At 68.3% G+C, this 25853-nt stretch carries 24 protein-coding genes and 1 other RNA gene; 16 read left to right on the top strand and 9 right to left on the bottom strand.

All coding sequences use genetic code 11. The features are described 5' to 3' along the window. Positions 1-44 precede the first annotated feature (44 nt). The gene (locus AB4Y68_RS11250) at positions 45-1292 is read left to right on the top strand and encodes an MFS transporter (protein WP_441455781.1); all 1248 of its coding nucleotides are present in this window, start codon (positions 45-47) and stop codon (positions 1290-1292) included. A gap of 33 nt (positions 1293-1325) precedes the next feature. Continuing rightward, positions 1326-1988 (top strand): phosphoribosylformylglycinamidine synthase subunit PurQ, encoded by a 663-nt coding sequence (gene purQ / locus AB4Y68_RS11255; protein ID WP_441455782.1) that lies wholly within the window; start codon positions 1326-1328, stop codon positions 1986-1988. Here the strand turns inward: purQ and AB4Y68_RS11260 are convergent. Together AB4Y68_RS11260 and AB4Y68_RS11265 are read right to left on the bottom strand one after the other, a co-directional pair. Further along, on the bottom strand, positions 1985-3058 hold the full coding sequence (locus tag AB4Y68_RS11260) for an aspartyl/asparaginyl beta-hydroxylase domain-containing protein (protein WP_441455784.1): 1074 nt from the start codon (positions 3056-3058) through the stop codon (positions 1985-1987). The genes purQ and AB4Y68_RS11260 overlap by 4 nt on opposite strands. 60 nt (positions 3059-3118) lie before the next feature. Then, positions 3119-3406 carry a hypothetical protein gene (locus AB4Y68_RS11265; protein ID WP_441455785.1) on the bottom strand — a complete coding sequence of 96 codons (288 nt, stop codon included), beginning with the start codon at positions 3404-3406 and terminating at the stop codon, positions 3119-3121. A gap of 121 nt (positions 3407-3527) precedes the next feature. Here AB4Y68_RS11265 and AB4Y68_RS11270 point away from each other — a divergent pair, with 121 nt between their 5' ends. The 4 genes from AB4Y68_RS11270 (at position 3528) to AB4Y68_RS11285 (ending at position 8419) form a co-directional block, all read left to right on the top strand. After that, on the top strand, positions 3528-4325 hold the full coding sequence (locus AB4Y68_RS11270; protein WP_441455786.1) for a hypothetical protein: 798 nt from the start codon (positions 3528-3530) through the stop codon (positions 4323-4325). Positions 4326-4382: 57 nt separating this feature from the next. Beyond that, positions 4383-6593, top strand: a complete 2211-nt coding sequence (purL, locus tag AB4Y68_RS11275; RefSeq protein ID WP_441455788.1) for a phosphoribosylformylglycinamidine synthase subunit PurL — start codon at positions 4383-4385, stop codon at positions 6591-6593. Then, positions 6593-6967 carry an indole-3-glycerol-phosphate synthase gene (locus AB4Y68_RS11280; protein WP_441455790.1) on the top strand — a complete coding sequence of 125 codons (375 nt, stop codon included), beginning with the start codon at positions 6593-6595 and terminating at the stop codon, positions 6965-6967. The genes purL and AB4Y68_RS11280 overlap by 1 nt, the downstream gene beginning before the upstream one ends. A 66-nt stretch (positions 6968-7033) precedes the next feature. Next, positions 7034-8419 (top strand): cytochrome P450, encoded by a 1386-nt coding sequence (locus AB4Y68_RS11285; RefSeq protein ID WP_441455791.1) that lies wholly within the window; start codon positions 7034-7036, stop codon positions 8417-8419. 127 nt (positions 8420-8546) lie between these two features. On the opposite strand, the gene AB4Y68_RS11290 is transcribed toward AB4Y68_RS11285, so the two are convergent. From AB4Y68_RS11290 to AB4Y68_RS11310, 5 genes are all read right to left on the bottom strand, one after another. Further along, on the bottom strand, positions 8547-9368 hold the full coding sequence (locus AB4Y68_RS11290; protein WP_441455793.1) for a TIGR00282 family metallophosphoesterase: 822 nt from the start codon (positions 9366-9368) through the stop codon (positions 8547-8549). After that, positions 9365-9910 carry a 5-formyltetrahydrofolate cyclo-ligase gene (locus AB4Y68_RS11295; protein ID WP_441455794.1) on the bottom strand — a complete coding sequence of 182 codons (546 nt, stop codon included), beginning with the start codon at positions 9908-9910 and terminating at the stop codon, positions 9365-9367. Before AB4Y68_RS11295 ends, AB4Y68_RS11290 begins: the two co-directional genes overlap by 4 nt. Positions 9911-10144: 234 nt before the next feature. Further along, a non-coding RNA gene (gene ssrS / locus AB4Y68_RS11300) (6S RNA) lies at positions 10145-10305 on the bottom strand. A 164-nt stretch (positions 10306-10469) separates the two neighbouring features. Further along, positions 10470-10808: a cell division protein ZapA gene (locus AB4Y68_RS11305; RefSeq protein ID WP_441455796.1), complete on the bottom strand. Its 339-nt coding sequence runs from the start codon at positions 10806-10808 to the stop codon at positions 10470-10472. After that, positions 10808-11065 carry a hypothetical protein gene (locus AB4Y68_RS11310; protein WP_441455797.1) on the bottom strand — a complete coding sequence of 86 codons (258 nt, stop codon included), beginning with the start codon at positions 11063-11065 and terminating at the stop codon, positions 10808-10810. Before AB4Y68_RS11310 ends, AB4Y68_RS11305 begins: the two co-directional genes overlap by 1 nt. Positions 11066-11164: 99 nt before the next feature. Here AB4Y68_RS11310 and tkt point away from each other — a divergent pair, with 99 nt between their 5' ends. From tkt to AB4Y68_RS11330, 4 genes are all read left to right on the top strand, one after another. After that, positions 11165-13159, top strand: coding sequence for a transketolase (gene tkt, locus AB4Y68_RS11315; RefSeq protein ID WP_441455798.1), 1995 nt, complete (start codon positions 11165-11167; stop codon positions 13157-13159). Positions 13160-13408: 249 nt separating this feature from the next. Next, positions 13409-14602 carry a formate-dependent phosphoribosylglycinamide formyltransferase gene (gene purT / locus AB4Y68_RS11320; protein WP_441455800.1) on the top strand — a complete coding sequence of 398 codons (1194 nt, stop codon included), beginning with the start codon at positions 13409-13411 and terminating at the stop codon, positions 14600-14602. Positions 14603-14849: 247 nt separating this feature from the next. Continuing rightward, entirely contained in the window at positions 14850-16937 is a 2088-nt protein-coding gene (locus tag AB4Y68_RS11325) for a carbon starvation CstA family protein (protein ID WP_441455802.1), read from the top strand. Next, entirely contained in the window at positions 16930-17175 is a 246-nt protein-coding gene (locus AB4Y68_RS11330) for a YbdD/YjiX family protein (RefSeq protein ID WP_441455804.1), read from the top strand. The genes AB4Y68_RS11325 and AB4Y68_RS11330 overlap by 8 nt, the downstream gene beginning before the upstream one ends. Here AB4Y68_RS11330 and AB4Y68_RS11335 read toward each other — a convergent pair. Continuing rightward, positions 17152-18279, bottom strand: coding sequence for a S41 family peptidase (locus AB4Y68_RS11335; RefSeq protein ID WP_441455805.1), 1128 nt, complete (start codon positions 18277-18279; stop codon positions 17152-17154). The genes AB4Y68_RS11330 and AB4Y68_RS11335 overlap by 24 nt on opposite strands. A gap of 289 nt (positions 18280-18568) precedes the next feature. Between AB4Y68_RS11335 and gap the strand changes: the two genes are divergently transcribed. The 4 genes from gap to fba all read left to right on the top strand — a co-directional run bounded on the left by gap (position 18569) and on the right by fba (position 22698). Then, on the top strand, positions 18569-19576 hold the full coding sequence (gap, locus tag AB4Y68_RS11340) for a type I glyceraldehyde-3-phosphate dehydrogenase (protein WP_441455806.1): 1008 nt from the start codon (positions 18569-18571) through the stop codon (positions 19574-19576). Positions 19577-19764: 188 nt separating this feature from the next. Next, positions 19765-20025 carry an endonuclease domain-containing protein gene (locus AB4Y68_RS11345; protein ID WP_441455867.1) on the top strand — a complete coding sequence of 87 codons (261 nt, stop codon included), beginning with the start codon at positions 19765-19767 and terminating at the stop codon, positions 20023-20025. Between the two features lie 92 nt (positions 20026-20117). Next, positions 20118-21311, top strand: a complete 1194-nt coding sequence (locus AB4Y68_RS11350; RefSeq protein WP_441455807.1) for a phosphoglycerate kinase — start codon at positions 20118-20120, stop codon at positions 21309-21311. 301 nt (positions 21312-21612) lie between these two features. Next, the gene (fba, locus tag AB4Y68_RS11355) at positions 21613-22698 is read left to right on the top strand and encodes a class II fructose-bisphosphate aldolase (protein WP_441455809.1); all 1086 of its coding nucleotides are present in this window, start codon (positions 21613-21615) and stop codon (positions 22696-22698) included. A gap of 188 nt (positions 22699-22886) precedes the next feature. Here fba and AB4Y68_RS11360 read toward each other — a convergent pair whose 3' ends face one another. Then, entirely contained in the window at positions 22887-23525 is a 639-nt protein-coding gene (locus AB4Y68_RS11360; protein ID WP_441455811.1) for a DUF2799 domain-containing protein, read from the bottom strand. 75 nt (positions 23526-23600) lie between these two features. Here AB4Y68_RS11360 and AB4Y68_RS11365 point away from each other — a divergent pair, with 75 nt between their 5' ends. Then, complete coding sequence (locus AB4Y68_RS11365) at positions 23601-24602, top strand: RluA family pseudouridine synthase (RefSeq protein WP_441455812.1); 1002 nt, start codon at positions 23601-23603, stop codon at positions 24600-24602. A 228-nt stretch (positions 24603-24830) separates the two neighbouring features. Then, entirely contained in the window at positions 24831-25715 is an 885-nt protein-coding gene (rpoH, locus tag AB4Y68_RS11370; RefSeq protein ID WP_441455813.1) for an RNA polymerase sigma factor RpoH, read from the top strand. The last annotated feature ends 138 nt before the right edge of the window (positions 25716-25853 follow it).

Below are 25853 nucleotides of genomic sequence, written 5' to 3' on the forward strand. Positions count from 1 at the left end.
CTATTTTGCGACGCAGCGTAAAATTTGTTGCATTGCGATAGTTCATGGCCCCCACCGACGCCGCCCCCTGTCTCGACGATGTCGACGGCGGTTCTCCAGCCGTCGTCTCGGCGGCGCTGGCCGCCCCCGGCAAGGTGGCGCTGGTGCTGCTGGCCCTGGCCATGGGCGGTTTCGCCATCGGGGTCACCGAGTTCGCAGCCATGAGCGTCCTGCCCGACTTCGCGGCAGGTCTGGGCGTCGATGAGCCGACCGCCGGCCACGTCATCAGCGCCTATGCCGCCGGCGTGGTCGTGGGGGCGCCGATCCTGGCGGTTATGGGCGCACGCGCGCCGCGCTGGCTGCTGCTGATTGGCTTTATGGCCCTGTTCGCCGTCGGCAATGCCCTCAGCGCCATCGCGCCGACCTATGAGTGGATGCTGGCCTTCCGCTTCCTCAGCGGCATTCCGCACGGGGCCTATTTCGGGGTGGCGGCGCTGGTGGCGGCGTCGCTGGTGCCGCTCAGGCTCAGAACGCGCGCCGTCTCGACCATCCTGCTGGGCCTGACCGTGGCCACCGTGGTCGGCGTGCCGGTCGCCACCGCCGTCAGCCATAGTTTCGGCTGGCGCTGGACCTTCGCCATCGTCAGCGTGCTGGCGATCGTCACCATGGCTCTGGTCGCCCTGTTCGCCCCGCGCGATCCGGCCCACGCCGACGCCAGCCCGATGCGCGAGCTGGGCGCCCTGAAGCGAGGCCATGTCTGGCTGACCCTGGGCGTCGGCGCCGTGGGCTTTGGAGGGATGTTCGCGGTCTATGCCTATCTGGCCTCGACCCTGATCGCCGTGACCGGCGTCGGGCCTGAGGTCCTGCCCTGGGTCTTCGCCGTGTTCGGCCTCGGCATGCTGACCGGCAACCTGCTGGGGGCCTGGGCCGCCGACCGTTACGGCATGAAGGCGGCGGGCGGGCTGCTGCTGTGGAGCGCGGCGGCGCTGGCCCTGTATCCGTTCGCGGCTCCGCACCTGTGGGCCATGCTGATCGTGGTCTTCCTGATCGGCGGCGGCGGCGGGCTGGGCTCGGTGCTGCAGACGCGGCTGATGGACGTGGCCGGCGATGCGCAGACCCTGGCCGCCGCCCTGAACCACTCGGCCTTCAACACCGCCAACGCCATCGGCCCCCTGCTGGGCGGCATGGCCGTGGCGGCGGGCTGGGGCTGGACCTCGACCGGCTGGGTCGGCGTCGGCCTGTCGCTGGGCGGTTTCGCGGTCTGGGTCGTCGCCTGGGTGACCGGACGCAAGACGGTCCAAAGCCACGCCTGACATCCCCATCAAATGATGCTAGGAGCCCCGCCCATGAGCGCAGCCGTCATCGTCTTCCCCGGTTCCAACTGTGATCGCGACTGCAAGGTCGCCATCGAACGTTCCACTGGCGAACAGGTCCAAATGGTCTGGCACGCCGAGACCGAACTGCCCACGGGCCTGGACCTGATCGTCCTACCGGGCGGCTTCTCCTACGGCGACTATCTGCGCTGCGGCGCGATGGCGGCCCAGGCTCCGATCATGCAGGCGGTCAAGAAGGCCGCCGACGACGGCGTCGCCGTCCTGGGCATCTGCAACGGCTTCCAGGTCCTGTGCGAAGCCGGCATGCTGCCGGGCGCCCTGCTGAAGAACGCCGGACTGAAATACGTCTGCAAACCGATCAGCCTGACCGTCGCCAACGGCCAGACCCGCTTCACCTCGGGCTATCAAGGCCAGCGCGAAGTCGTCATGACCCAGGGCAACGGCGACGGTAACTACTTCGCCGACGACGAGACGCTGAAGCGCATCGAGGGCGAGGGCCAGGTGGTCTTCCGCTACGTCGACAACCCCAACGGCTCGGTCGCCGACATCGCCGGCCTGCAGAACGAGCGCGGCAACGTCCTGGGCATGATGCCCCACCCCGACCGCGCCTTTGAAGCCGAACTGGGCTCCGCCGACGGCGCGACCCTGTTCCAGAGCATCTACGCCGCGGCCTAAACCCCCAGCTTCGGCGCGCCGCCTCCGGCTGCGTCGATGACGGCGAACAGGGCGCGGATCAGGTCCTGTTCCTCGGCCGTGATCTCGGGCTTCCACACGTCGAAGATCAGGATGGTGCGTTCGCGCCCGCTGTCGTTCCACGCCTCGTGCTCGATGGTGTCGTCAAAGGCCCAGGCCTGCCCCTCTTTCCATTCCCGCGTTTCGCCCCCGACGCGGAACTGCGAGCCGGGCGGCGCGGCCAGCGGCAGGTGGCAGATCAGCCGCGTGTTGATCAGGCCGTGGTGCGGCGGGATCTTCGCGCCCGCCTGAAGCTTCGAAAACAGGATCGACGGCGAGCGGCCCGGGATGCGGCACAGGGGCGCTTTCGCCAGGACCCGCATCGTCTCGGGACAGCGGGCGGCGATCGCGGGGACCTCTGCCCCGTCCTTCCACAGGAAGACCGCGCTCCACGCGGCGTTCTCCAGCATCCCCGCCTGATCGCTTTTCGGCCGGTTGGAGCGATCCTCGACGTAGGGGGCGAACAGGGCCGGTTCGGCCAGGACGGCGTCCAGTTCGGCCCGGATCGCCGGCGCCGCCGCCTCGACCCCGCCCAGCCAGTCGACCGTCTCGCGCGGCTGGAACTCGATCTGCGGCAGGCCCGGGAACATGTAGAATTTCGGCTGCTGATAGTAGAGCCGACGCTTGCCGGTCATCAGGTCCAGCGAGGCGGCGAAACGCGCGCTGGACGTCGCCGGGTCAAACCCGCGCGCCTGCAGTCCATCACACAGGCCCCGTTCGAACCGCCGCGCGCCCTCGGCCTGGGCCTGACCCGCGCGCTCCAGTTCGGCTCGCACATCGGGCGGCGGCGCAGTCATCACCCGCCCCTGCGCCAAGGCGGCGCCGTAGAAGGTCATGGCCGAACGGGCATCGCCCTGACCGGCCAAGGCGTCCGCCTTCAGCACCAGGGCGCGCGGATCGCGCGGGTTCACCCGCAGCAGGGCCTCGGCGCAGGCGGACAGGGCGGAGAAGTCGGAACGGTCCCGCGCGGCGCGGGCCTGCGTCAGCAAGGTCTGGGGATCGGCCGGACGCACATCGCTCTGCATCCGCTGATGGAACGATGATCGGCCAGCGTGGTCAAGCGCCAGTGACGATCAGGCGTCCGAGGTTTTCGACGACTGCTCCTCGTCGTCTTCGTCCAGAACGCTGGCGCTGCGCCCCAGGGCGTCGCCGCCCAGTTCGGGCTCCTCGTCCTCAGACCCGGGTTCAGCGTCTTCGGCGCGCTCCAGCGTGCCCTCGGCGCCGGATTCGTGGATCGCCGCCAACTCGCGCGCGCCGACGCCCAGCCCCTGTTCCAGAGCTCGGTTGGTTTCGACTTCGCTCGGCTCGCCGTCGTCGCTCGTGACCGGCGGTTCCTCCTCGGGGCGTTTCGGATCGGCCATGGCGCATCTCCTTTGCAAGGGGTCTGTCCTGAACTAAGCGGGGCGCGCGCCTCGCGGTTCCGGTGAACCAAACCCGCGCCCGGCGCGTAAGTAGGGCGAAGCTGAGCCGGAGACGCCGTCCATGTCCGCCATCGAACGCCCCACGCCCGCCCAGAGGACCCGGCGACTGGTCGTCCTGGCCGCCGCCGTCTTCGCCGTCGTGATTCCCATTGTGCAGAACCTGGGCGGTTTCGGCCTGTCGCAGGCCGAGTTCGCGGCGGACGGCAATCAGACGCTGCAGGTGGCGGGCTACGCCTTTTCGATCTGGGGCCTGATCTATCTGGGCCTGCTGATCTACGCCGGGCGGCAGGCTCTGCCGCAGACGGGCGAAAGCGTGCTGATCAATCGGATGGGCTGGCCCTCGGCCGTAGCGCTGTTCGGCATCGGCATGTGGATCGTGGCCGCCGCCCTTGACCTTAAGGCGGCCAGCGTCGTCATCATCTTCGCGTCGCTGCTGGCCCTGCTGGTTCCCCTGCTGGCGGTCGCTCAGACCATTCGGACGACGGGCGCGATGGACCGCGATCGCTGGTTCCTGATCTGGCCGCTGGCGGCGCTGGCGGGATGGCTGACCATCGCCTCGCCGCTGAACCTGATCACCACGGCCACGGCCTTCGACGCCCTGCCCGCCGTCCTGTCGCCCACCGGCTGGGCCATCGCCGCCGTCGTGGTCGTGGTGCTGGTCGGGGCGGCGGTGACGATGAGCCTGCGGACCCTGGCCTATCCCCTGCCCATCGCCTGGGGTCTGGTAGGCGCCTTCGTGGCGGAACAGGCGCGGAATCCGGTCCTGGCCTTCACCGCCCTGGGCGCCGCCTTCCTCCTGGTCGTCGTCGCCGTCATCCTCGTCTTCAGCCTGAAACGCGGGATCGAGCGTCCTCATTGAACTGTTGGGATCGCGCCGGGCTGACAGGAGGCTCAGACCCGGCTAGAAGCCCCGCCCATGAGCGCTCCGCAAAAGACCACCGCTGAACTGGCCGCTGAATACGGTCTGGCTCCGAACGAGTATCAGGTCCTGCTGGACCGGCTGGGCCGAGAGCCCAACCATGTCGAGCTGGGCGTCTTCTCGGTGATGTGGTCCGAGCACTGCTCCTACAAATCCTCCAAGAAGCAGCTGATGAAGTTCCCGGTCACGGGACCGCGCGTCATCTGCGGCCCGGGCGAGAACGCCGGGGTCATCGACATCGACGACGGCGACGCCTGCATCTTCAAGATGGAGAGCCACAACCACCCCTCCTATATCGAGCCCTATCAGGGCGCGGCGACGGGCGTGGGCGGCATCATGCGCGACGTCTTCACCATGGGCGCCCGCCCGGTGGCCCTGCTGAACGCCCTGCGCTTTGGCGAGCCCAGCCACGAGAAGACCAGGCATCTGGTCAAGGGCGTGGTCAGCGGCATCGGCGGCTACGGCAACTGCGTCGGCGTGCCGACGGTCGCCGGCGAGACCAATTTCCACAAGGGCTACAACGGCAACATCCTAGTCAACGCCATGTGCGTGGGCATCGCCAAGGCCGATGAGATCTACTATTCGGCCGCGCCGGAAGCAGGCCATGACGTGGTTTACTTCGGCTCCAAGACGGGCCGCGACGGCATCCACGGCGCCACCATGTCCTCGACCGAGTTCGACGACGAATCGGAATCGAAGCGCCCCACCGTCCAGGTCGGCGATCCGTTCGCCGAGAAGCTGCTGATCGAGGCCACGCTGGAGCTGATGGCCTCGGGCGCCGTCGCCGCCATCCAGGACATGGGCGCGGCGGGTCTGACCTCTTCATCCGTCGAGATGGCGGGCAAGGGCGGCGTCGGCGTCGAACTGGACCTCAACAAGGTGCCCCAGCGCGAAGTGGGCATGACCGCCTATGAGATGATGCTGTCGGAAAGCCAGGAGCGGATGCTGGCGGTCCTCAAGCCCGGCTTCGAGGACGACGGCTATCGCATCTTCCAGAAGTGGGGTCTGGACTTCGCCGTCATCGGCAAGACGACGGACACCGGCCATCTGGTGCTGAAGCATCACGGCGAGGTGGTCTGCGACGTGCCGCTGGCACCGCTGTTCGACGACGCCCCCCTGTACGACCGTCCCTGGGTCCAGCCTGAGCTGCAACCGCGCCTCGACCCGTCGGACGTTCCCGCCCCCGAGAGCTGGAACGACGCGGTGATCAAGGTCATCGCCTGCCCCGACATGGCCTCCAAGCGCTGGATCTGGGAACAGTACGACCGTCACGTCATGGCCGACACGCTGCAGGACTCGTCGACCGGCGCCGACGCCGGCGTGGTCCGCGTCCACGGCACGGACAAGGGTCTGGCCGTCACCAGCGACTGCACCCCGCGCTATGTCCAGGCCGACCCCTATGAAGGCGGCAAGCAGGCCGTGGCCGAGGCCTGGCGCAACCTGACGGCCGTGGGTTCGCGTCCCATCGCCATCACCGACAATCTGAACTTCGGCAACCCGCAGCGCCCCGAGATCATGGGCCAGATCGTCCGCGCCACCGACGGCATGGCCGAGGCCTGCCGCGAGCTGGACTTCCCCGTCGTGAGCGGCAACGTCAGCCTCTATAACGAGACCAACGGCGTCGCCATTCCGCCGACCCCGACGGTCGGCGCGGTCGGCCTGCTGAGCAACTATGACGTCGTGACCAGCTTCAGCGGCATGGCCGAGGGCGATGTCCTGGTCCTGATCGGCGAGACGGTCGGCGAGCTGGGCTCGTCCATCTATCTGCGCGAGGTTCTGGGCCGTGAAGAAGGCGCCCCGCCGCCGGTCAACCTGAAGCTGGAACGCAAGACCGGCGACTTCGTGCGCGGTCTGATCGAGGCTGGCGAACTGACCGTGGTCCACGACCTGTCCGACGGCGGACTGGTCGGCGCCGCCGCCGATCTGGCCCTGGCATCCGACGTCGGCATCGAACTGAACGCCTCCAGCGCTGCGCACGCCCACGCCTTCCTGTTCGGCGAAGACCAGGCCCGCTATCTGGTCGCCGTGGCCGACGCCGCCCCCCTGCTGGCGCAAGCCAAGGACGCCGGGCTGCACGCCTCGGTCGTCGGCGTGGCCAAGGGTCGCGACTTCGCCTCGTCGGGGCCGAAGGGCGAGCTGTACCGCATCCCCGTCGACCACCTGCGCGAGATCCACGAAAGCTGGATGCCGAACTGGATCGAGGGCTGATGCGCGCAAGGGCGCGGATTGGCGCCGTCGCTCTCGTCGTCGCCAGCGCGGCCCTCACGGCCGCCTGCGACATCGAGGGCGGCGACCCGGTCCAGCACGCCCTGCGCGACGCCTCCGCCGCCCGGCACGCGGCGGCGCTGAAGACCACTGAGGAAGAACAGGCGGCCGCCGCGCGGCGCGCCTCCGTTCAACCGGCCACAGCCCCCGTCGACGAGCTTTCGCGCCTGATCGCCGCGCGCCGTCAGGCCGTCGCGGACACCCGCGCCCTGCTCGCCGCCACCACCGACCCCGCGCTCAAGGCCCAACTGACCGGCGACCTGAAGGCCGAGGAAGGCCGGTTGCGGGCGCTGGAGGCGCGGCAGGCGGCCCAATAGGTCCGAACGCCCTTCCTTTCGGCGCCATCGTCAACACATATGGATCGATCCTGAGAAGGAGCGATCATGACCGCCGCCGCGCCGACTGCCCCATTCCGGCCCTGGACGCCGCCGCGCCGGACGCGGCCGCTGCCCTTCCTGTCCTTCTTGTGGCAGAGCTGGCGCGATCCCCTGCTGATCTGGTCCGAGCGGCATTTCACCGAACCGCAGCTTTACGGCAAGGGACCAATGGGGACGGTGATGGTGGTCAGCCATCCCGAGGGCGTGCGCCACGTCCTGACCGAAAACGCCTCCAATTATGAGAAGGGCGCCTTGCAGCGCCGGGTTCTGGGCCCGCTGCTGGCCGAAGGGCTGCTGCTGACCGAGGGGGACGTCTGGCGGCGCGCCCGGCGCATCCTGGCCCCTCTGTTCACCCCCGCCCGCACGGCCAAGACGGCCCGCCGCATGGCCCAGGTCTGCGCCGCCCGGGTCGCGGGATGGAAGCTGGACTACGGCGCGCGAGTGCTGAACATCGACAGCGAGATGTCGGGCCTGACCTTCGACATCCTGTCGGCAGCCCTGTTCTCGGACGAACTGGCGGGCGACGCCAAGGGCTTCGAGCAGGCGTTGAACCGCTATCTCAGCATCGGGGCGCGCATCGACCCGCTGGACGTGATCAACGCCCCCGGCTGGATCCCGCGCCTGGGCCGCACCGCCAGCTATGGCTCGGCGCGCTTCTTCGAGGAAAGGGTGGCGTCACTGGTCGCCGCCCGGCGCAAACGGATGGAGGCCGGCGAGGCCGCCCCCGACGATCTGCTGACCGCGCTGCTGGCCGCGCGCGACGAGACCGATGGAGCCGCCCTGACCGACCGCGAGGTGGCGGCCAACATCCTGACCTTCATCCTGGCGGGGCATGAGACGACGGCCCGGACCCTCGGCTGGACCCTGCACCTGATCTCGCGCAGCCCCGAGGTCGCGGCCCGGCTGAAGACCGAGGCCGACGCCTTTGACCCCGCCCAAGACGACTGGGCCGCGCGCCTGCCCTGGACGCGGGCGGCGATCGAGGAGGCCATGCGCCTGTTCCCGCCCGCTCCGACCCTGATGCGGCTGGCGCTCAAGCCCGACGTGATCGGCGGTCAGGCGATCGAGGCCGGCACCGCCGTCATCATCTCGCCGTGGATCCTGCATCGCCACGAGACGTTGTGGGAGGAACCCGACGCCTTCCGCCCCGAACGCTTCCTGCCCGAGAACCGCAAGGCCATCGACCGCTACGCCTACATCCCCTTCAGCGCCGGGCCGCGCGTCTGCATCGGCGCCGCCTTCGCCCTACAGGAAGCGATGATCGCGCTCGTGACCATCCTGCACGGCGCCGAGGTCGAGGCCATCACCCCCGTCGAGCCGCGCCCCACCCACCAGATCACCCTGCGCAGCCGCCAACCGATGCGGCTGAGGCTGCGGGCGCGACGGGGCTAGCCCCTCTCCTCCGTCATCCTCGGGCTTGACCCGAGGATCGAGCGCAGCGGCCCGCTCACCCTTCCAGATGTCGCGCAGGCGGACGGTCCGATCCCCGGGTCAAGCCCGAGGATGACGGCGTGGGGTTTCAGACCTGCGGGATGGCCTGGCTCAGTCGCCCGCCGACGCGGATGGCTTCGACGCGGATGGCCAGACCCGTGCGGTCGTCGGTCTCGACGAAGACGCCGCAGATGGTGGCCGGGCCGCTGGCGGGGACGTAGCGCCCACCCGACAGGCGGGTGGTGAAGCGGCGCAGCGGCTCTTCCTTGTCGTTGCCGATCACCGAGTCATAGTCGCAGCAACCGCCGGCGTCGGTCTGATAGGCCGTGCCGTGGGGCAGGATCTGGGCGTCGGCGGTCGGGACGTGGGTGTGGGTGCCGACCACCAGGCTGGCGCGGCCGTCGCAGAAATGGCCCATGCCCATCTTCTCGCTGGTCGCCTCGGCGTGCATGTCGACGATGACGGCGTCGGCGACGACGCCCAGAGGCGCGGCCTCCAACTCGCGCTCCACAGCGCCGAACGGGTCGTCCATCGGGTCCATGTGAATCCGGCCCAGGACGTTGATGACCAGCACCCGGCGGCCGTCGGCGGTGATGAAGACATCGGCGCCGCGTCCCGGCGCGTCCATCATGCGCGGATAGTTGGCGGGACGGATCAGGCGCGGCTCGCGCACGATATAGGTCAGGGCCTCGCGCTGGTCCCAGCTGTGGTTGCCCAGGGTCAGGACGTCGGCCCCGGCGGCGAAAATCTCGCGCGCCGTGTTCTCGGTGATGCCGAAACCGCCCGCGGCGTTTTCGGCGTTGACCACCACGAAATCCAGTTTGAGGTCGCGCCTCAGCCCCGGAAGATGGTCCGAAAGTCCATCGCGCCCGGACTTGCCGACCACGTCACCAAAAAATGCCAGTCTCATTGGAAGGCTCTATAGCCCTTCTCAGTCAGAACGCCATGCAGGCGCATGTCATGCGGCTCCAGAGCCAGGCGTTCGACCTCTTGCCCGGCATAGGCGAAGCCGACGCGCATAGCGTCCGGCAGGCTCGCAAAAGTCCGGTCGTAATAGCCGCCCCCCTGCCCCAGCCGTCCGCCGTGAGCGTCGAAGGCCAGCAGCGGCGCCAGGATCAGGTCGGGAACGACGATCTCGCTCAGCGGCAGAGGCGCGGGGCATCCTGCGGCGTCCAACTCCAGCGGCTCGCCCGGCGTCCAGGCGCGAAAGATCATGGCGGCGTCGCGTTCGACCACCACCGGCAGGCACAGGCGGCGGCCCACCTGATGCAGGGCGACAGCCAGGGCGTCCGCATCCAGTTCCGAGCCCATGGCGCGATAGAGGGCGACGGTCGCGCCGGGCGGCAGGGCCTCGGCGTGACCCGCCGCACGCTCGGCGGCCTCGGGGTCGACCTCGGCCAGTCGCTTGCGCAGCGCGCGCATGGAGGAGCGGAGTTCGTGTTTGGAGGTCATGGGGCTTCTCTACACCAGCGGTGCCTGTCTTTCCTCCCCACTCTGTGGGGAGGAGGACCGCGTAGCGGTGGAGGGGGCGGCGTAGACGGATGACGCCGCGTCGCCCCCTCCGTCTCGTCGGCTACGCCGTCGATCCACCTCCCCATTCGCTCCGCGAACAGGGAGGAAGAAGCTTCCGCGCTCAAGCAGCAAGCCCCCGCGGGGCGAGCGATAGCGCACTAAGAATGATGGGGTGGCGGCGCCGCAAGAGCCGTGAAGAACGTTTAAATCCTCTCGACCTGGGTAGCCAGGTGGGCTCCGTGTGACCAAGCCCTCGAGCCCGGTCAGGGACAGATCCCTTTGAGTGAATTAAGGTCAGAAGGAAATGTTGTCTTCGACGTGAGCCGCAGCAGGACCCGCCGTCGAACAAGATAGGCGTTCCGAGGCGTTTCAACAATGGCGAACCACCGCCCGTCGTCCCGGAAAGCACGCAGCGCTTATCCGGGACCGCAAGAAAAGCGGCGTCCTGGGCGGCCCCGGCTCTTGGCTAGGCTGCGGCCGGGATGTCGGTTGGGGACGATCAGATCGTCTGACAGATCTTCTCGATCCGCGCCGCCACGGCGTTCAGGGCTTCGGCCACGCCGTCGCTGGCGGGCGGCGGCGGAGCCTTGACCGGGCCGTTCTGCGGCGCCGGGCCTTCGCCGTTCTCGAGCCTTTGGCGCGCCTCGTGCAGTTCGTCGGCCAGCATCAGCGCGGCCATCAGGAACAGACGCAGGTCGCCGACATGGCCCACGTCGCCGGAAATCTGGCGCACATGGCTGTCGAACTGTCTGGCCAGGATGCGGACGCGCTCTTCCTGACCGTCGGCGCAACCCACGGCATAGGGACGGCCGTTAACATCGACTGTGACGGTCGCCATCAGCGGGCCTCCTGTTCGGCCAGAACGTCGCGCACGGCCTCGGCGGCGCGGCCCAGGACCTCGGCGGCGTCACGGCCCGCGGCCTCCAGTTCGGCGATCCGCACCAGGTCGGCGACGTTCGACGGGCGCGGCGCAAACAGGTCGTCGTCGGTGATGGCGGGGGCGGTGGCCGGACGCGCCTTCAGCTCCAGCACCTTGCGTTCCAGCAGGGCCAGGGCCTTGTCGATGCGTGTCTTTGCGGCCGTCACGGCGTCCATTGGGGTCCTTTCATCCAGATTCCGTATAGAACCTGTGCGCACGTCGGGGTAAAGCGGCGCCGCCCCGCTATATCCTGTTTCCTGAGGAAAGGTCTCGCCATGACCGACGCTCTCGCCGCATTCGCCAAGCCTTCGCCCAAGCAGATGGCCGACGCCATCCGCGTCCTGGCCATGGACGGGGTTGAAAAGGCCAAGAGCGGCCACCCCGGCATGCCGATGGGCATGGCCGACGTCGCCACCGTCCTCTACTCGAAATTCCTCAAGTTCGACGCCAGCCGCCCCGACTGGGCCGACCGCGACCGCTTCATACTGTCGGCCGGCCACGGCTCGATGCTGATCTACAGCCTGCTGCACCTGACGGGCTACAAGGACGCGACCAGGGAACAGCTGGAAAACTTCCGTCAGTGGGGCGCCAAGACCGCCGGCCACCCGGAATACGGTCACATGACCGGCATCGAGACGACCACCGGCCCCCTGGGTCAGGGCATCGCCAACTCGGTCGGCTTCGCCCTGGCGGAACGCCATCTGGCCGCACGCTTCGGCGACGATCTGGTCGACCACCGCACCTGGGTCATCGCCGGCGACGGCTGCCTGATGGAAGGCGTGTCGCAGGAAGCCATCGCCCTGGCTGGCCGTCTGAAGCTGAACAAGCTGTGCGTCCTGTGGGACGACAACGAAATCACCATCGACGGCAAGGTGTCCCTGTCGGACGCCACCGACCAACTGGCCCGCTTCAAGGCCTCAGGCTGGGCGGTCAAGGCCATCGACGGCCACGACCACGGCGCCATCAAGAAAGCCCTGGCCTGGGCCACCAAGCAGTCCAAGCCGAGCCTGATCGCCTGCAAGACCAAGATCGGCAAAGGCGCCGCCACCATGGAAGGCAGCCACAAGACCCACGGCGCGGCCTTGGGCGCCGCCGAGATCGCCGCCACCCGTCTGGGCCTGAAGTGGACGCACGCGCCCTTCGAACTGCCTGAAGGCATCCAGAAGGCCTGGGCCAAGGTCGGCAAGCAGGGCGCCAAGGCCCGCAAGTCGTGGGAAGCCCACCTGCTGAACCACGCCCAGCGCGACGACTTCACCCGCGCCATGGCCGGCGACCTGCCGGACGGCGCCTTCGAGGTTCTGGACGCCAAGCTGAAGGAACTGGTCTCGACCCAGCCCGCCCTGGCCACGCGCCAGTCGTCGGGCGAGGCGCTGGAGACGGTGTTCAACGCCATCCCCGAACTAATCGGCGGCTCGGCCGACCTGACCGGTTCGAACAACACCTTCGTCAAGAACACCCAGATCCTCGACACGCCCGACTACGCCGGTCGTTACGTCAACTGGGGTGTCCGCGAGCACGGCATGGCCTCGGCCATGAACGGCATGGCCCTGCACGGCGGCGTCATTCCCTACGCCGGCACCTTCATGGTCTTCTCGGACTACAGCCGCCCGGCGATCCGCCTGGCGGCCCTGATGGGCGTGCGCGTGGTCCACGTCCTGACCCACGACAGCATCGGTCTGGGCGAAGACGGCCCGACGCACCAACCGGTCGAGCACCTGGCGGCGCTTCGCGCCATCCCGAACCTGATGGTCTTCCGCCCCGCCGACACGGTCGAGGCCCTGGAGTGCTGGCAGGTCGCCCTGCAGCACAAGAAGACGCCGTCGGCCATGTGCCTGTCGCGTCAGAAGACCCCGGCGATCCGTCTGACCGACGCGGGCGAGAACCTGTCGCGCAAGGGCGCCTATGAGCTGAAGGCCGCCAACGGCGAGGCGAAAGTCACCCTGTTCGGCACCGGCACCGAAGTCGCCCTGGCGCTGAAGGCCGCCGAAACGCTGGAAGCCGAAGGCGTGCCCACCCGCGTCGTCTCGGTCCCCTGCTTCGAACTGTTCGAGCAGCAGCCCAAGGCCTATCAGGACGCCGTCATCGGTCGCGGCACCGTCCGCGTCGCCGTGGAAGCCGCGATCAAGCAGGGCTGGGAACGCTTCATCGGCGAGGACGGCGGCTTCGTCGGCATGTCGTCCTTCGGCGCCTCGGCCCCGGCCGAAGTCCTCTACCGCGAGTTCGGCATCACCGCCGAGGCCGTGGTCGAAGCGGCCAAGGCGCGGCTTTAACCCGACTTCCTTCTCCCCTTGAGGGAGAAGGCCCTCAAGCAGCCTCAGGCGTTAGCGCGCTAAAAATCCTTCTCCCCTTGCGGGAGAAGGTGGTCTGCGAAGCAGATCGGATGAGGGGTGTCGGCGCACCCCTCATAAGACTGTTCCAATCGGCGGCCTGACATTGGAAAGGGCGCCGCCGTCACCCCTCATCCGGGTCGCGCTGCGACCCACCTTCTCCCTCAAGGGGAGAAGGAAGCGGAGACGATCATGCGCATCGGCACCCCTCTCACCGACAACGCCACCCGCGTCATGCTGCTCGGCTCGGGCGAGCTGGGCAAGGAGGTGGCGATCGAGCTGCAGCGTCTGGGCGCCGAGGTGATCGCGGTCGACCGCTATCCCAACGCCCCGGCCATGCAGGTGGCGCACCGCAGCCACGTCATCCCGATGACCGATCCGCAGGTGCTGAACGGCCTCATCATGGCCGAGGCTCCGCACATCATCGTGCCCGAGATCGAGGCCATCGCCACCGAGGTGCTGGCGGCCATCGAGGCGGCGGGCATGGCGCGGGTCATCCCGACCGCCCGTGCGACCCAGTTGACCATGAACCGCGAGGGCATCCGTCGCCTGGCCGCCGAAGAGCTGGGCCTGCCGACCAGCCCCTACGCCTTTGCAGGCAGCGCCGAAGAACTGGCGGCGGGCGCGGAGACCGTCGGCTTCCCCTGCTTCGTCAAGCCGGTCATGTCCTCGTCGGGCAAGGGCCAGTCCTATGTCGAGAGCGCCGACGCCGTCGCCGACGCCTGGACCTACGCGGAAAGCTCCGGCCGGGTCGCGGGCGGGCGGGTCATCGTCGAGGGCCGCATCGACTTCGACTATGAGATCACCCTGCTGACCGTCCGGTCGCTGCGCGACGGCGCGGTGCGGACCGACTTCTGCGCCCCCATCGGCCACCGCCAGCAGAAGGGCGACTATGTCGAAAGCTGGCAGCCGCAGATCATGAGCGAGGCCGCGCTGAAGGCGGCGCAGGACATCGCCGGCAAGGTCACCGACGCTCTGGGCGGTCTCGGCGTCTTCGGCGTCGAACTGTTCGTGACGGGCGACCGGGTCTGGTTCTCCGAGGTCTCGCCGCGCCCGCACGACACCGGACTGGTGACGCTGGCCACGCAGACCATGAGCGAGTTCGCCCTGCACGCCCGCGCCATCCTGGGCCTGCCGGTGGACGTGTCTCTGCGCGAACCCGGCGCCAGCGCCGTCATCTACGGCGGCATGGAGGCCGAGGGCGTCATGTTCGAGGGCGTGGCCGAGGCCCTGTCCGTTCCGACCGCCGACCTGCGGCTGTTCGGCAAGCCCGAAGCGTTCGAGCGTCGCCGCATGGGCGTGGCCCTGGCCCGCGGCGCCGACACCGATCAGGCCCGCCAACGCGCGACCGAAGCGGCGGGCAAGGTGCGGGTGGTTAGACCGTAAATTCCCCTCTCCCCTTGCGGGAGAAGGTGGACGGCGAAGCCGGACGGATGAGGGGTCGCATCGCCCTGGCCGTCGCCCTTGGCGCGCGCCGTCGCGAGACCCCTCATCCGGCCCTGACGGGCCACCTTCTCCCGCAAGGGGAGAAGGGCGAGACTCGTCTTCGACTTTAGTCGATTGGCGCCGATGGTCGTTCCGGTCCAGAAAAGGTCAAAGGTCGCATCCCCAGCCGACCGGAGGACCGTTCGTCATGGGCAAGCTCAGGACCGCGCTGATATTCGGCGCCATCGCCATACTCGGGGCCGTCGCCCTCGCGGTCATCGCCCTGCATCAGGGCGAGAGCATCAGCGCGGTCTGGATCGTGATCGCGGCGGTCTGCGTCTACGCCATCGCCTATCGCTTCTACGCCCGCTACCTGGCCGGCAAGGTCATGGGGCTCAACGCCGCCCGGCCCACCCCGGCCCAGCGGCATAACGACGGCATGGACTATGTGCCGACGCCAAGAAACGTCCTGTTCGGCCACCATTTCGCGGCCATCGCGGGCGCAGGGCCGCTGGTCGGGCCGGTGCTGGCGGCGCAGATGGGCTATCTGCCCGGCGTGCTGTGGATCCTGATCGGCGCGGTTTTGGCGGGGGCGGTGCAGGACATGATGGTCCTGTTCATGTCCACCCGCCGCGACGGCCGTTCGCTGGGCGACATGATCCGTACCGAAATGGGCCCTGTCCCCGGCATCATCGCCCAGGTCGGCGTGCTGATGATCATGGTCATCATCCTGGCCGTGCTGGCCCTGGTGGTGGTCAAGGCCCTGGCCGAAAGCCCGTGGGGCACCTTCACCGTCGCCGCCACTATCCCCATCGCCATCTTCATGGGTCTCTACACCCGCTATCTACGGCCCGGCCGCGTCGGCGAGGTCTCGGTCGTCGGCGTGGTCCTGCTGGTCCTGGCCATCATCGGCGGCGGCCATGTGGCGGCCGATCCCTTCTGGGGGCCGGCCTTCACCCTGACAGGCACGACGCTGGCCCTGGCCATGATGGCCTATGGCTTCATCGCCTCGGTCATTCCGGTCTGGCTGCTGCTGGCCCCGCGCGACTACCTGTCCACCTTCCTCAAGATCGGCGCCATCCTGGCCCTGGCCATCGGCATCCTGATCGTGCGCCCGCACATCCAGATGCCGGCCATCACCCCCTTCATCGACGGCTCGGGGCCGGTCTTCTCGGGCGCCCTCTTCCCCTTCCTGTTCATCACCATCGCCTGTGGGGCCGTCTCGGGCTTCCACGCTCTGATCTCCTCGGGCACCACGCCCAAGTTGCTGGAGAATGAGAACCAGATCCCGCTGATCGGCTACGGCGCCATGCTGTGCGAGAGCTTCGTGGCCATCATGGCCCTGATCGCGGCCACGGTTCTGGACCCGGCCGTCTATTTCGCCATGAACAGCCCCGCCGCCGTCATCGGCACGGACGCCGCCTCGGCCGCCGCCGCCGTGGCCCAGTGGGGCTTCCACATCACCCCGGCCGAGCTGGAAACCATCGCCCGTCAGGTCGGCGAGCACACCATCCTGTCGCGCGCGGGCGGCGCCCCGACGCTGGCGGTCGGCATGGCCCACATCCTGTCCAAGGTGATCGGCGGCGAGGCCATGATGGCCTTCTGGTATCACTTCGCCATCCTGTTCGAGGCCCTGTTCATCCTGACCACGGTCGACGCCGGCACACGCGTCTGCCGTTTCATGATCCAGGACCTCATGGGCGTGGCCGTGCCTAAGATGCGCGACACCCACTCCTGGACCGCCAACATCATCGCCACGGCGCTGACCGTCGGGGCCTGGGGCTATTTCCTCTATCAGGGCGTGGTCGATCCGCTGGGCGGCATCAACACCCTGTGGCCCCTGTTCGGCATCGCCAATCAGATGCTGGCCGCCGTGGCCCTGATCCTCGGCACGGTCGTCCTGTTCAAGATGAAACGCGAGCGGTTCGCCTGGGTGACAATGGTTCCGGCCTTCTGGCTGCTGGTCTGCACCCTGACGGCGGGCTTCCAGAAACTGTTCCACCCCGACGTGCGGGTCGGCTTCCTGGCCCACGCTCGCAAATACAGCGAGGCGGCGGCGAACGGCGAGCTTCTGGCCCCGGCCAGGACCGCCGCGGACATGGGCCGGATCGTCATGAACGACTACGTCAACTCGGTGCTCACGGCGGGCTTCCTGTTCGTGGTCCTGACCATGGTGGTCTATGGCGTCACCGCCTGCCTCAAGGCCTATCGCAACAACCGGCCCACCGTGCAGGAAACCCCGGCCGCACACGAACTGACGCTGGAAGATCAGGCCATGGATGCGGCCCGTGGCTAGGCTCCAGCCCCCCGCGGCCCCAGCCGATCTGGTCTGCCTGTGCCGCGAGGCCGTGGTGCGGTGGGGCAAGGACGCCCGCCGCACCGCCAATCTGATGATCGGCCAGCCGGACTATGACGCCTATGTCGCCCATGCGAAGGCCACCCACCCCGACCAGCCGCCGCTGGACCGCACCGCCTTCTTCCGCTTGCACGAACAAAGGCGGTTCGGCGGCTCAGGCGGCTTCCGCTGCTGCTGAGCCGGGAACTTCCCGCCGGGCGCCGACGGCCCCGACGGCGGCGTCCAGCGCTGGATCGCGACGGGCGCGACGGTCCTGGGGACTGGTCTCCGCCTCCAGATCCGGCGTGACGCCCCGTTTCTCCAGCCGCACTCCGCCGACAGTAACGAAATCGAAGCGGCTGAGGATCATCCGGCCGCCATCGGGCAATTTGGCCTCCTGTGCGATCAGCACCGCGCCCGCCGTCTTGCGCCCCACGATCAACGCCCGCCCGGCTTCCTGAAGCGCCGCCGGGGTCAGCTCGGCCGCGCTGCTGCTGTTCGCATCGACCAGCACGACCACCTGGTTCGTCGCCGGTCGGCGCAAGCCCCCGCATCCGCCGCCTGTCCGCATCACCCTATGCCGCCCTGACCGCGCCGTCTGCGTGGCCCAGGTCCGTCCGCGCGGCAGGAAGCAGGACAGGACTGCGTCCGCCTCGGACATATGCCCCCCGGGATTGCTCCTTAAGTCCAGTATGACTGCGTCGCCCTCGGGAATGGCGGCCAACTGCTCGCCCATCCAGCGGCCAAGTCCCGGAAGGAAGGCGGCTATGGTCAACACGGCTACGCCCGGCCGCGTCCGGTCGGCGATGAACAGCGGCAGCGGTTCCATTATGCGCGGCGTCAGGGTGATCTCGCGACGCACGCCGTCGTCGTCCAGAAGGCCCAGACGCACCGGCTGGCCATCGGCCACCTCCCGATCCAGCGCCCAGCTTTCGTCGTCCACGTCGGCCAGGACCCAGCCCGGCATGACCCCCGCAGCCTCGGCTGGCGATCCGGCCCGCACCTGTTCGATGCGCCAAGCGCCGCTGTCCTGCAGGGCTACCGTCACGCCCATGACCGCCCGGCTCTGGCGCGCTGCGTCCTGCCGCCGGGCCGCGGCCGGATCCATGACATTGGCGTGGGAGTCGTCCAGCAGCCGCATCATTGAGCGCACGGCGTCGTAAAGCTCGCGGTCGTTGATTGCCGCCAGCGCCTTCGGCCGCCACTCGTCGCCCGCAGCATCCCAGTCCACGCCATGCAAGTCGGGGTCATAGTAGCGATCGCGGACTTCTTTCCACACGCCGTCGAAGACACGGGCGTTCATCTCCGCGCGCTCTATCGGGGTCGCCGCCGAAACGACGGCGACGGTCGGAACCGACGCTTGCTGCACACGCGCCGCCGCGGGCGCGCCAGTTCCGACGAGCAGGGCTGAAACGGCCAGGATGCAAAGGCGAACGGATGGCGTCATAATCTCAGGATAGCCGATCCGCCGCCGATGAGGACCCTAGCCGTTACACCCGATCACACCTTGTTAACGCGGCGGGGTTGAATCACGACGCCGATCGTCCGAGTAAGGCATCCAATCAAAACGCCCTGCTCAGGAGACCTCCCCCATGACCGTTCGCGTCGCCATTAACGGCTTCGGCCGCATCGGCCGCCTTGTGCTTCGCTCGATCATCGAGCATGGCCGCACGGACATCGAGGTCGTGGCGATCAACGACCTGGGCCCGGTCGAGACCAACGCCCACCTGCTGCGCTATGACTCGGTGCACGGCCGCTTCCCCGGCACCGTGACCTCGGGCGCCGACTGGATCGATGTCGGCACGGGCAAGATCAAGGTCACCGCCGAGCGCGACCCGGCCAACCTGCCGCACGCCGAACTGAAGGTCGACATCGCCTTCGAGTGCACCGGCATCTTCACCTCCAAGGACAAGGCCTCGGCCCACCTGAAGGCCGGCGCCAAGCGCGTCCTGGTCTCGGCCCCCGCCGACGGCGCCGACAAGACCATCGTCTTCAAGGTCAACCATGAGACCCTGACCGCCGACGACATCATCGTCTCGAACGGTTCGTGCACCACCAACGCCCTGGCCCCGGTGGCCAAGGTGCTGAACGACCTGTTCGGTATCGAGCGTGGCTACATGACCACCATCCACGCCTACACCGGCGACCAGCCCACGCTGGATACGATGCACAAGGACCTGTACCGCGGCCGCGCCGCCGCCCTCAGCATGATCCCGACCTCGACCGGCGCCGCCAAGGCCCTGGGCCTGGTCCTGCCGGAACTGAAAGGCAAGCTGGACGGCTCGTCGATCCGCGTCCCGACCCCGAACGTCTCGGTCGTCGACCTGAAGGTCGTCGCCGGTCGTGAAGTCACCGTCGAGGAAATCAACGCCGCTCTGCAAGCCGCCGCCGACGGCGCCATGAAGGGCGTCCTGGCCACGACGACCGACCCGCTGGTCTCGGTCGACCTGAACCACATCGCGGCTTCGTCCACCGCCGCCCTGCCGCAAACGCAGGTCGTCGACGGCAAGCTGGCCCGCGTCCTGACCTGGTACGACAACGAGTGGGGCTTCGCGACCCGCATGGCCGACACCGCCCTGGTGATGGCGAAGCTGATCTAAAAGACGAAACGCTGGGCCCTCTCCCACTGGGAGAGGGCTTGAGCGCCCAAGAGCCGAAGGCGATTGGTCGCGCGAAAGGGTGAGGGTCGGCGGCCATGACTGTGGAACGCACCATCTTCGCCCGCACGCTTCGGCAAAAATCCCGCCTCGCCTAACAACGCGTCTGGATCTCGCTGCGAGGCGGCAAGATCGACGGCCACAAGTTCCGTCGCCAGCATCCGATCGGTCGTTACGCCGCGGATTTCGCCTGCGACCGATTGAAGCTGCTGATCGAGATCGACGGCGGGGTCCACGATAGCGACGAAGCCGCGACCAGCGATCACCTGCGACAGACCGAACTGGAAGCCCTGGGCTGGACGGTTCTCCGCTTCACCAACCCTCAGGCGCTGAGCGAACCCGAACTTACCGTCACCGCCGTTCGTGGACACGCGCGCTTGATTGCGCCCTGACCACGGCTTACGCCGACTGCAACGTCCGACCCTCATCCGGCCCTGCGGGCCACCTTCTCCCACAGGGAGAAGGAAGACCTGGAACTACTCCCATGACCTTCCGCACCCTCGACGACGCCGCTGACCTGTCCGGACAGACCGCTCTGGTCCGCGTGGACTTCAACGTGCCGATGGAGGGCGGCAAGGTCACCGACGACACCCGCCTGAAGGCGGCCCTGCCGACCATTCACCGGCTGCGTGAAGCTGGCGCCAAGGTGGTGCTGCTGGCCCACTTCGACCGGCCCAAGGGCGAGCGCGTCCCGTCGATGAGCCTGCGCCCCGTGGTCGAGCCGCTGGAACTGCTGCTGCACGGCCCCGTCCGCTTCGCCGACGACTGCGTGGGTGATGAGGCCAAGGCCGCTGTCGCCGACCTCGACGCGGGCGGCGTGCTGCTGCTGGAAAACGTCCGCTTCCACAAGGGCGAGGAAAAGAACGACCCCGCCTTCGCCGCCCAGTTGGCGGAGTTGGGCGACCTCTACGTCAACGACGCCTTCTCGGCCGCGCACCGCGCCCATGCCTCGACTGAGGGTCTGGCCCGCCTCCTGCCCGCCTACGCCGGCGAGGCGATGAAGCGCGAGCTGTCGGCGCTGGACGCTGCCCTCGGCAATCCGCAGAAGCCGGTGATCGGCATCGTCGGCGGCGCCAAGGTCTCGACCAAGCTGGACCTGCTGAAGAACCTGGTCGCCAAGCTGGACTACCTGGCCATCGGCGGCGGCATGGCCAACACCTTCCTGCACGCCCAGGGCGTCGATGTCGGCGGTTCGCTGTGCGAGAAGGACCTGGCCGACACCGCGCTCGAGATCATCGAGGAAGCCCGTCAGAAGGGCTGCGAACTGCTGCTGCCGGTCGACGTCGTGGTGGCCAAGACGGTCAAGCCGGGCGTGGAATCGGGCGTTCGCGCCCTGGACCGCATCGCCGCCGACGACCTGATCCTGGACGCCGGCCCTGAAACCGTCGCCCGTCTGGCCCGCGCCATGGACCTGTCCAAGACCCTGATCTGGAACGGCCCGCTCGGCGTGTTCGAGGTCCCGCCCTTCGACAAGGCCACCGTGGCCGCCGCCCAGCACGCCGCCGAACTGGCCAAGGCCGGCAAGCTGGTCGCCGTGGCCGGCGGCGGCGACACGGTCGCGGCCCTGAACCACGCCGGGACCGCTGACGACATGACCTTCGTCTCCACCGCCGGCGGCGCCTTCCTGGAATGGATGGAGGGCAAGGTGCTTCCGGGCGTCGAGGCGTTGCGCGTCTAAGACCATTTCCCGCTGGCGGGAGCCGCCTTCCTCTTTCCTCCCCATTTCATGGGGAGGTGGCGCGGCGCGTTTGCGCCGTGACGGAGGGGGCGGCGCGACGGAAGACGGCAAGAGGCTCAAAATGGCGAAGGGCGGCGTCGCCCCCTCCACCACTTCGTGGTCCCCCTCCCCATTTCATGGGGAGGAAAGGTGCATCCTTCTCCCACAAGGGGAGAAGGACCCCCACCTGTAACCCGGCGTGACTTCCCCGCCCCTTCGGGCTAAAGCCTGAGCAAAATAATACCGGTTCAGGAGACTACTCATGGCGCGCATCACGCTGCGACAGCTGCTCGATCACGCTGCGGAGAACGACTACGGCCTGCCCGCCTACAACATCAACAACATGGAACAGGGCCTGGCGATCATGGAGGCGGCGGACGCCGTCAACGCCCCGGTCATCATCCAGGCCTCGCGCGGCGCCCGCAGCTACGCCAACGACATCGTCCTGGCCAAGCTGATCGACGCCCTGGCCGAGCTCTATCCGCACATCCCCGTCTGCATGCACCAGGACCACGGCAACGGCCCGGCGACCTGCGCCACCGCCATCCAGTACGGCTTCACCTCGGTGATGATGGACGGCTCGCTGGAAGAAGACGCCAAGACGCCCGCCTCTTATGAATACAACGTCGACGTGACCCGTCGCGTCACCGAAATGGCCCACTCGTGCGGCGTCTCGGTCGAGGGCGAACTGGGCGTGCTCGGCTCGCTGGAAACCGGCATGGGCGAGGCCGAAGACGGCCACGGTTTCGAAGGCAAGCTGGACCACTCGGCCCTGCTGACCGACCCGGATCAGGCCGTCGACTTCGTCCGCGCCACCAAGGTCGACGCCCTGGCGATTGCGATGGGCACCAGCCACGGCGCCTACAAGTTCAGCCGCAAGCCGGACGGCGAAGTCCTGGCCATGAACGTGATCGAGGAAATCCACCGTCGCCTGCCCGACACCCATCTGGTCATGCACGGCTCGTCCTCGGTGCCTCAGGACCTGCAGGACATCATCAACGCCTACGGCGGCCAGATGCCCCAGACCTGGGGCGTGCCGGTCGAGGAAATCCAGCGCGGCATCAAGCACGGCGTTCGCAAGATCAACATCGACACCGACAATCGCATGGCCATGACCGGCGCCGTGCGCAAACTGCTGATGGAAAAGCCGGGCGAGTTCGACCCGCGCGCCTGGCTCAAGCCCGCCAAGGAAGCCATGCGCAAGCTGTGCATAGAGCGCTACCAGCAGTTCGGCTGCGAAGGTCAGGCGTCGAAGATCCGCCCCCTGTCCACCGCCCAGATGGCCAAGCGCTATGCCGCCGGCGAACTGGACCCGCACTTCGGCAAGTCGGCCACCCACGCAGCCTGACGCCTGCCCCCCTTGATCCTCCCCCGCTTGCGGGGGAGGGGGACCACGTAGTGGTGGAGGGGGCGGCAACAGACGCAGCGTTCAATGGGACGAGGCGACGCCAGACCTCGCCCCCTCCACCATGCTGCGCATGGTCCCCCTCCCCCGTTCCGCTACGCTGCTCGGGGGAGGATCAAGAGGCCGCAGCTTCACCAACTGCCGTAAAGCCCCATCAGGGCGCCGCGCACCGCCCGCGCCTCGATTTCGGCGTAGCGCAGCTCCTCCTCGGCCCGGCGCGCATCACGACGAGCATCCATGATCTCGCCCCGCACCTCGCGGATGCGGTCACGGATGCGCTGGCGCTGCTCGTCCGTCAGCCCCGACTGACGCAGTTCTCGCTGCTTGGCCTCCAGCTTGTCCTCGCGGTCGCTGATACGGCTGACGGCCGCGTTCAGCGCGCTCTCGGCCGAGGACACGGCCTGTTCGACGACATAGATCCGACGCCCGTCCTCATAGGCCGGCAGGAACCCAGCCTCCTCGGCCCGAGAACAGACCCCTCCATAGCTGTTGCCCTGACGCCCCTGCCGGAAGCCGCTCTCCCAGGTGCAGTAGGTCCGCAATCCGTCCTCGCGCGCCGACAGATAGGCGCTGGGGTTCGGCGCCGCCCCGTATTTGGCGCAGGCCTGCGCATGATCGTCCAGCCGGCTAGTGCGATAGCCCGACAGCCCGTCCTGATAGCCCTTCTCGCCCCAGGCGCCCGCCAGACACTGGTCCTTGCTCATGGTGGTGCAACCGGCCAATAGGGCGACGCCGGTCGCAGCGGCAGCGGCGGCGATCATCAGCTTCATGTCCATCTCCCCAACAGCTTGGCCGCAAGACTGGACGATTGACGACCCGCCGGGCAAGCCATGCTAGATCGCCCTATGGCCGATGAACCTTTGCTGACGGAAGACGACGACGCGGAAATTCTGGAGGCGCGCATCGACGCCCCCGGCGTCCGCCTGGACAAGGCCCTGGCCGCCGCCTTCCCCGCGCTGTCGCGCGCCCGCCTTCAGGCCCTGCTGGCCGAAGGCGCCGTCCGCCGCGACGGCCAACCTGTGACCAGCGGTTCTGCCAAGGCTCAGGCCGGCCTCTACGCCGTCATCATGCCGCCGGTCGTCGCCGCCACGCCCCAGCCCGAAGCCATTCCCCTGACCGTCCTGTTCGAGGACGCCGACCTGATCGTCATCGACAAGGCCGCCGGCATGGCTGCTCACCCGGCGCCGGGCTGCGAGACCGGCACCCTGGTCAACGCCCTTCTGGCCCACTGCGGCGACACCCTGTCGGGCATCGGCGGCGTGGCCCGTCCCGGCATCGTCCACCGCCTGGACAAGGACACCTCCGGCGTCATGGTCGCCGCCAAGTCCGACCGCGCCCACGCCGGCCTCTCGGCCCTGTTCGCCGCCCACGACATCGAGCGCACCTACGTGGCCCTGACGCGCGGCGCGCCCACGCCCGAGAAGGGCCGCATCCAGACCCAGATCGGCCGCTCCAGCAGCGACCGCAAAAAGATGGCCGTCCTGCGCTCCGGCGGCCGCGAGGCGATCACCGACTATGTGGTGCAAAAGACCTTCGGCCAGCCCGCCAAGGCCTCCGCCGCCCCGCTGGCCGCCCGCGTCGCCTGCACTCTGCACACCGGCCGCACCCACCAGATCCGCGTCCATCTGGCGTCCAAGGGCTCGCCCCTGCTCGGCGACCCCGTCTATGGCTCCGGCAGCCCCGCCGCCTCCGTCCGCGCCGCCGTGACCGAAGCCGGCCTGACCCGACAGGCTCTGCACGCCGCCGTCCTCGGCTTCGTCCACCCCGTCACCGGCCAGGCCCTGCGCTTCGAGACCGCCCCGCCCGAGGATATGCGGCGGCTGGAGGAGCTGCTGGCCGCGCTTTGAACCGCGCGCCGCGCGCGATTTGATCTGTAACTATCACTGTGCTAATAAGCCCTCATCCGATGCGAGTGGCGCTGGGGCCACAGTCACGCTGTCATGTGACGATCCGCCCCTGTAAAACGGAGCAACCCGAGGCCATCTGGATCGGTTGAGGGGTGAGGCGATGGCGCACATTGGGTGGCCGGCGCCGCGGAGCCTGCTCTTGCTTATCGGTCGGAGGGACCACGTCTAATGGCTAACTCGACGCTCGCGGTGATGTCGCCTGAACAGGGACTGTCGCGCTATCTCACGGAAATTCGTAAGTTTCCGATGCTCACCAAGGACGAGGAGTTCATGCTCGCCAAGCGCTGGTCAGAGCATCAGGACCCCGAAGCGGCCCACCGCCTCGTCACCTCGCACCTTCGTCTCGTGGCCAAGATCGCCATGGGTTATCGCGGCTACGGCCTGCCGATCGGCGAAGTGATTTCCGAGGGCAACGTCGGCCTGATGCAGGCCGTCAAGAAATTCGATCCGGACAAGGGCTTCCGCCTGGCGACCTACGCCATGTGGTGGATCCGCGCCTCGATCCAGGAATACATCCTGCGTAGCTGGTCGCTCGTGAAGATGGGCACCACCGCCGCGCAGAAGAAGCTCTTCTTCAACCTGCGCAAGGCCAAGAGCCAGATTTCCGCGTTCGAAGAAGGCGACCTGCGCCCCGAACACCTCGCCGCCATCGCCACCAAGCTGGGCGTGTCGGAAGAGGAGGTCACCAACATGAACCGCCGCCTCGGCGGCGACGCCTCGCTCAACGCGCCCCTGCGCGCCGACGGTGAAAGCGAGTGGCAGGACTGGCTGGCCGACGACAATGCGGTGTCTCAGGAAACGGCTCTGGCCGACTCCGAGGAAAAATCCCTGCGCATGGGCCTGCTTCAGGAAGCCATGCAGGAACTGACCGACCGCGAGAAGCACATCCTCACGGAACGCCGCCTCAAGGACGATCCGGTCACGCTGGAAGAACTCGCCGGCCAGTACGGCGTGTCGCGCGAGCGCGTGCGTCAGATCGAGGTCCGCGCCTTCGAGAAGCTGCAAAAAGCCATGCGCGCCGCCGCCGAAGAGCGGAACCTAGTCGACGCCTAAAAATCCCTTCTCCCCTTGCGGGAGAAGGTGGCAGGCGGAGCCTGACGGATGAGGGGTGTGAGCGCCTCCCATCCGATCAAGGCCGAGCCGCCTGGGCCACAACACCCATGCGTCGCGTCAGCACCCCTCATCCGGCCC

Source organism: Brevundimonas sp. 2YAF1 (genome assembly GCF_052114745.1).
GTDB lineage: Bacteria > Pseudomonadota > Alphaproteobacteria > Caulobacterales > Caulobacteraceae > Brevundimonas.

Coding starts and splice junctions, on each gene's coding strand:
- AB4Y68_RS11265 (WP_441455785.1), bottom strand. CDS start 3,406: ATGGCCGATCCGAAACGCCCCGAGGAGGAACCGCCGGTCACGAGCGAC.
- AB4Y68_RS11360 (WP_441455811.1), bottom strand. CDS start 23,525: ATGAAGCTGATGATCGCCGCCGCTGCCGCTGCGACCGGCGTCGCCCTA.
- AB4Y68_RS11350 (WP_441455807.1), top strand. CDS start 20,118: ATGACCTTCCGCACCCTCGACGACGCCGCTGACCTGTCCGGACAGACC.
- AB4Y68_RS11365 (WP_441455812.1), top strand. CDS start 23,601: ATGGCCGATGAACCTTTGCTGACGGAAGACGACGACGCGGAAATTCTG.
- AB4Y68_RS11290 (WP_441455793.1), bottom strand. CDS start 9,368: ATGAGACTGGCATTTTTTGGTGACGTGGTCGGCAAGTCCGGGCGCGAT.
- gap (WP_441455806.1), top strand. CDS start 18,569: ATGACCGTTCGCGTCGCCATTAACGGCTTCGGCCGCATCGGCCGCCTT.
- purT (WP_441455800.1), top strand. CDS start 13,409: ATGCGCATCGGCACCCCTCTCACCGACAACGCCACCCGCGTCATGCTG.
- AB4Y68_RS11285 (WP_441455791.1), top strand. CDS start 7,034: ATGACCGCCGCCGCGCCGACTGCCCCATTCCGGCCCTGGACGCCGCCG.
- fba (WP_441455809.1), top strand. CDS start 21,613: ATGGCGCGCATCACGCTGCGACAGCTGCTCGATCACGCTGCGGAGAAC.
- rpoH (WP_441455813.1), top strand. CDS start 24,831: ATGGCTAACTCGACGCTCGCGGTGATGTCGCCTGAACAGGGACTGTCG.
- AB4Y68_RS11305 (WP_441455796.1), bottom strand. CDS start 10,808: ATGGCGACCGTCACAGTCGATGTTAACGGCCGTCCCTATGCCGTGGGT.
- purQ (WP_441455782.1), top strand. CDS start 1,326: ATGAGCGCAGCCGTCATCGTCTTCCCCGGTTCCAACTGTGATCGCGAC.
- AB4Y68_RS11270 (WP_441455786.1), top strand. CDS start 3,528: ATGTCCGCCATCGAACGCCCCACGCCCGCCCAGAGGACCCGGCGACTG.
- tkt (WP_441455798.1), top strand. CDS start 11,165: ATGACCGACGCTCTCGCCGCATTCGCCAAGCCTTCGCCCAAGCAGATG.
- AB4Y68_RS11310 (WP_441455797.1), bottom strand. CDS start 11,065: ATGGACGCCGTGACGGCCGCAAAGACACGCATCGACAAGGCCCTGGCC.
- AB4Y68_RS11250 (WP_441455781.1), top strand. CDS start 45: ATGGCCCCCACCGACGCCGCCCCCTGTCTCGACGATGTCGACGGCGGT.
- AB4Y68_RS11325 (WP_441455802.1), top strand. CDS start 14,850: ATGGGCAAGCTCAGGACCGCGCTGATATTCGGCGCCATCGCCATACTC.
- purL (WP_441455788.1), top strand. CDS start 4,383: ATGAGCGCTCCGCAAAAGACCACCGCTGAACTGGCCGCTGAATACGGT.
- AB4Y68_RS11295 (WP_441455794.1), bottom strand. CDS start 9,910: ATGACCTCCAAACACGAACTCCGCTCCTCCATGCGCGCGCTGCGCAAG.
- AB4Y68_RS11335 (WP_441455805.1), bottom strand. CDS start 18,279: ATGAACGCCCGTGTCTTCGACGGCGTGTGGAAAGAAGTCCGCGATCGC.
- AB4Y68_RS11280 (WP_441455790.1), top strand. CDS start 6,593: ATGCGCGCAAGGGCGCGGATTGGCGCCGTCGCTCTCGTCGTCGCCAGC.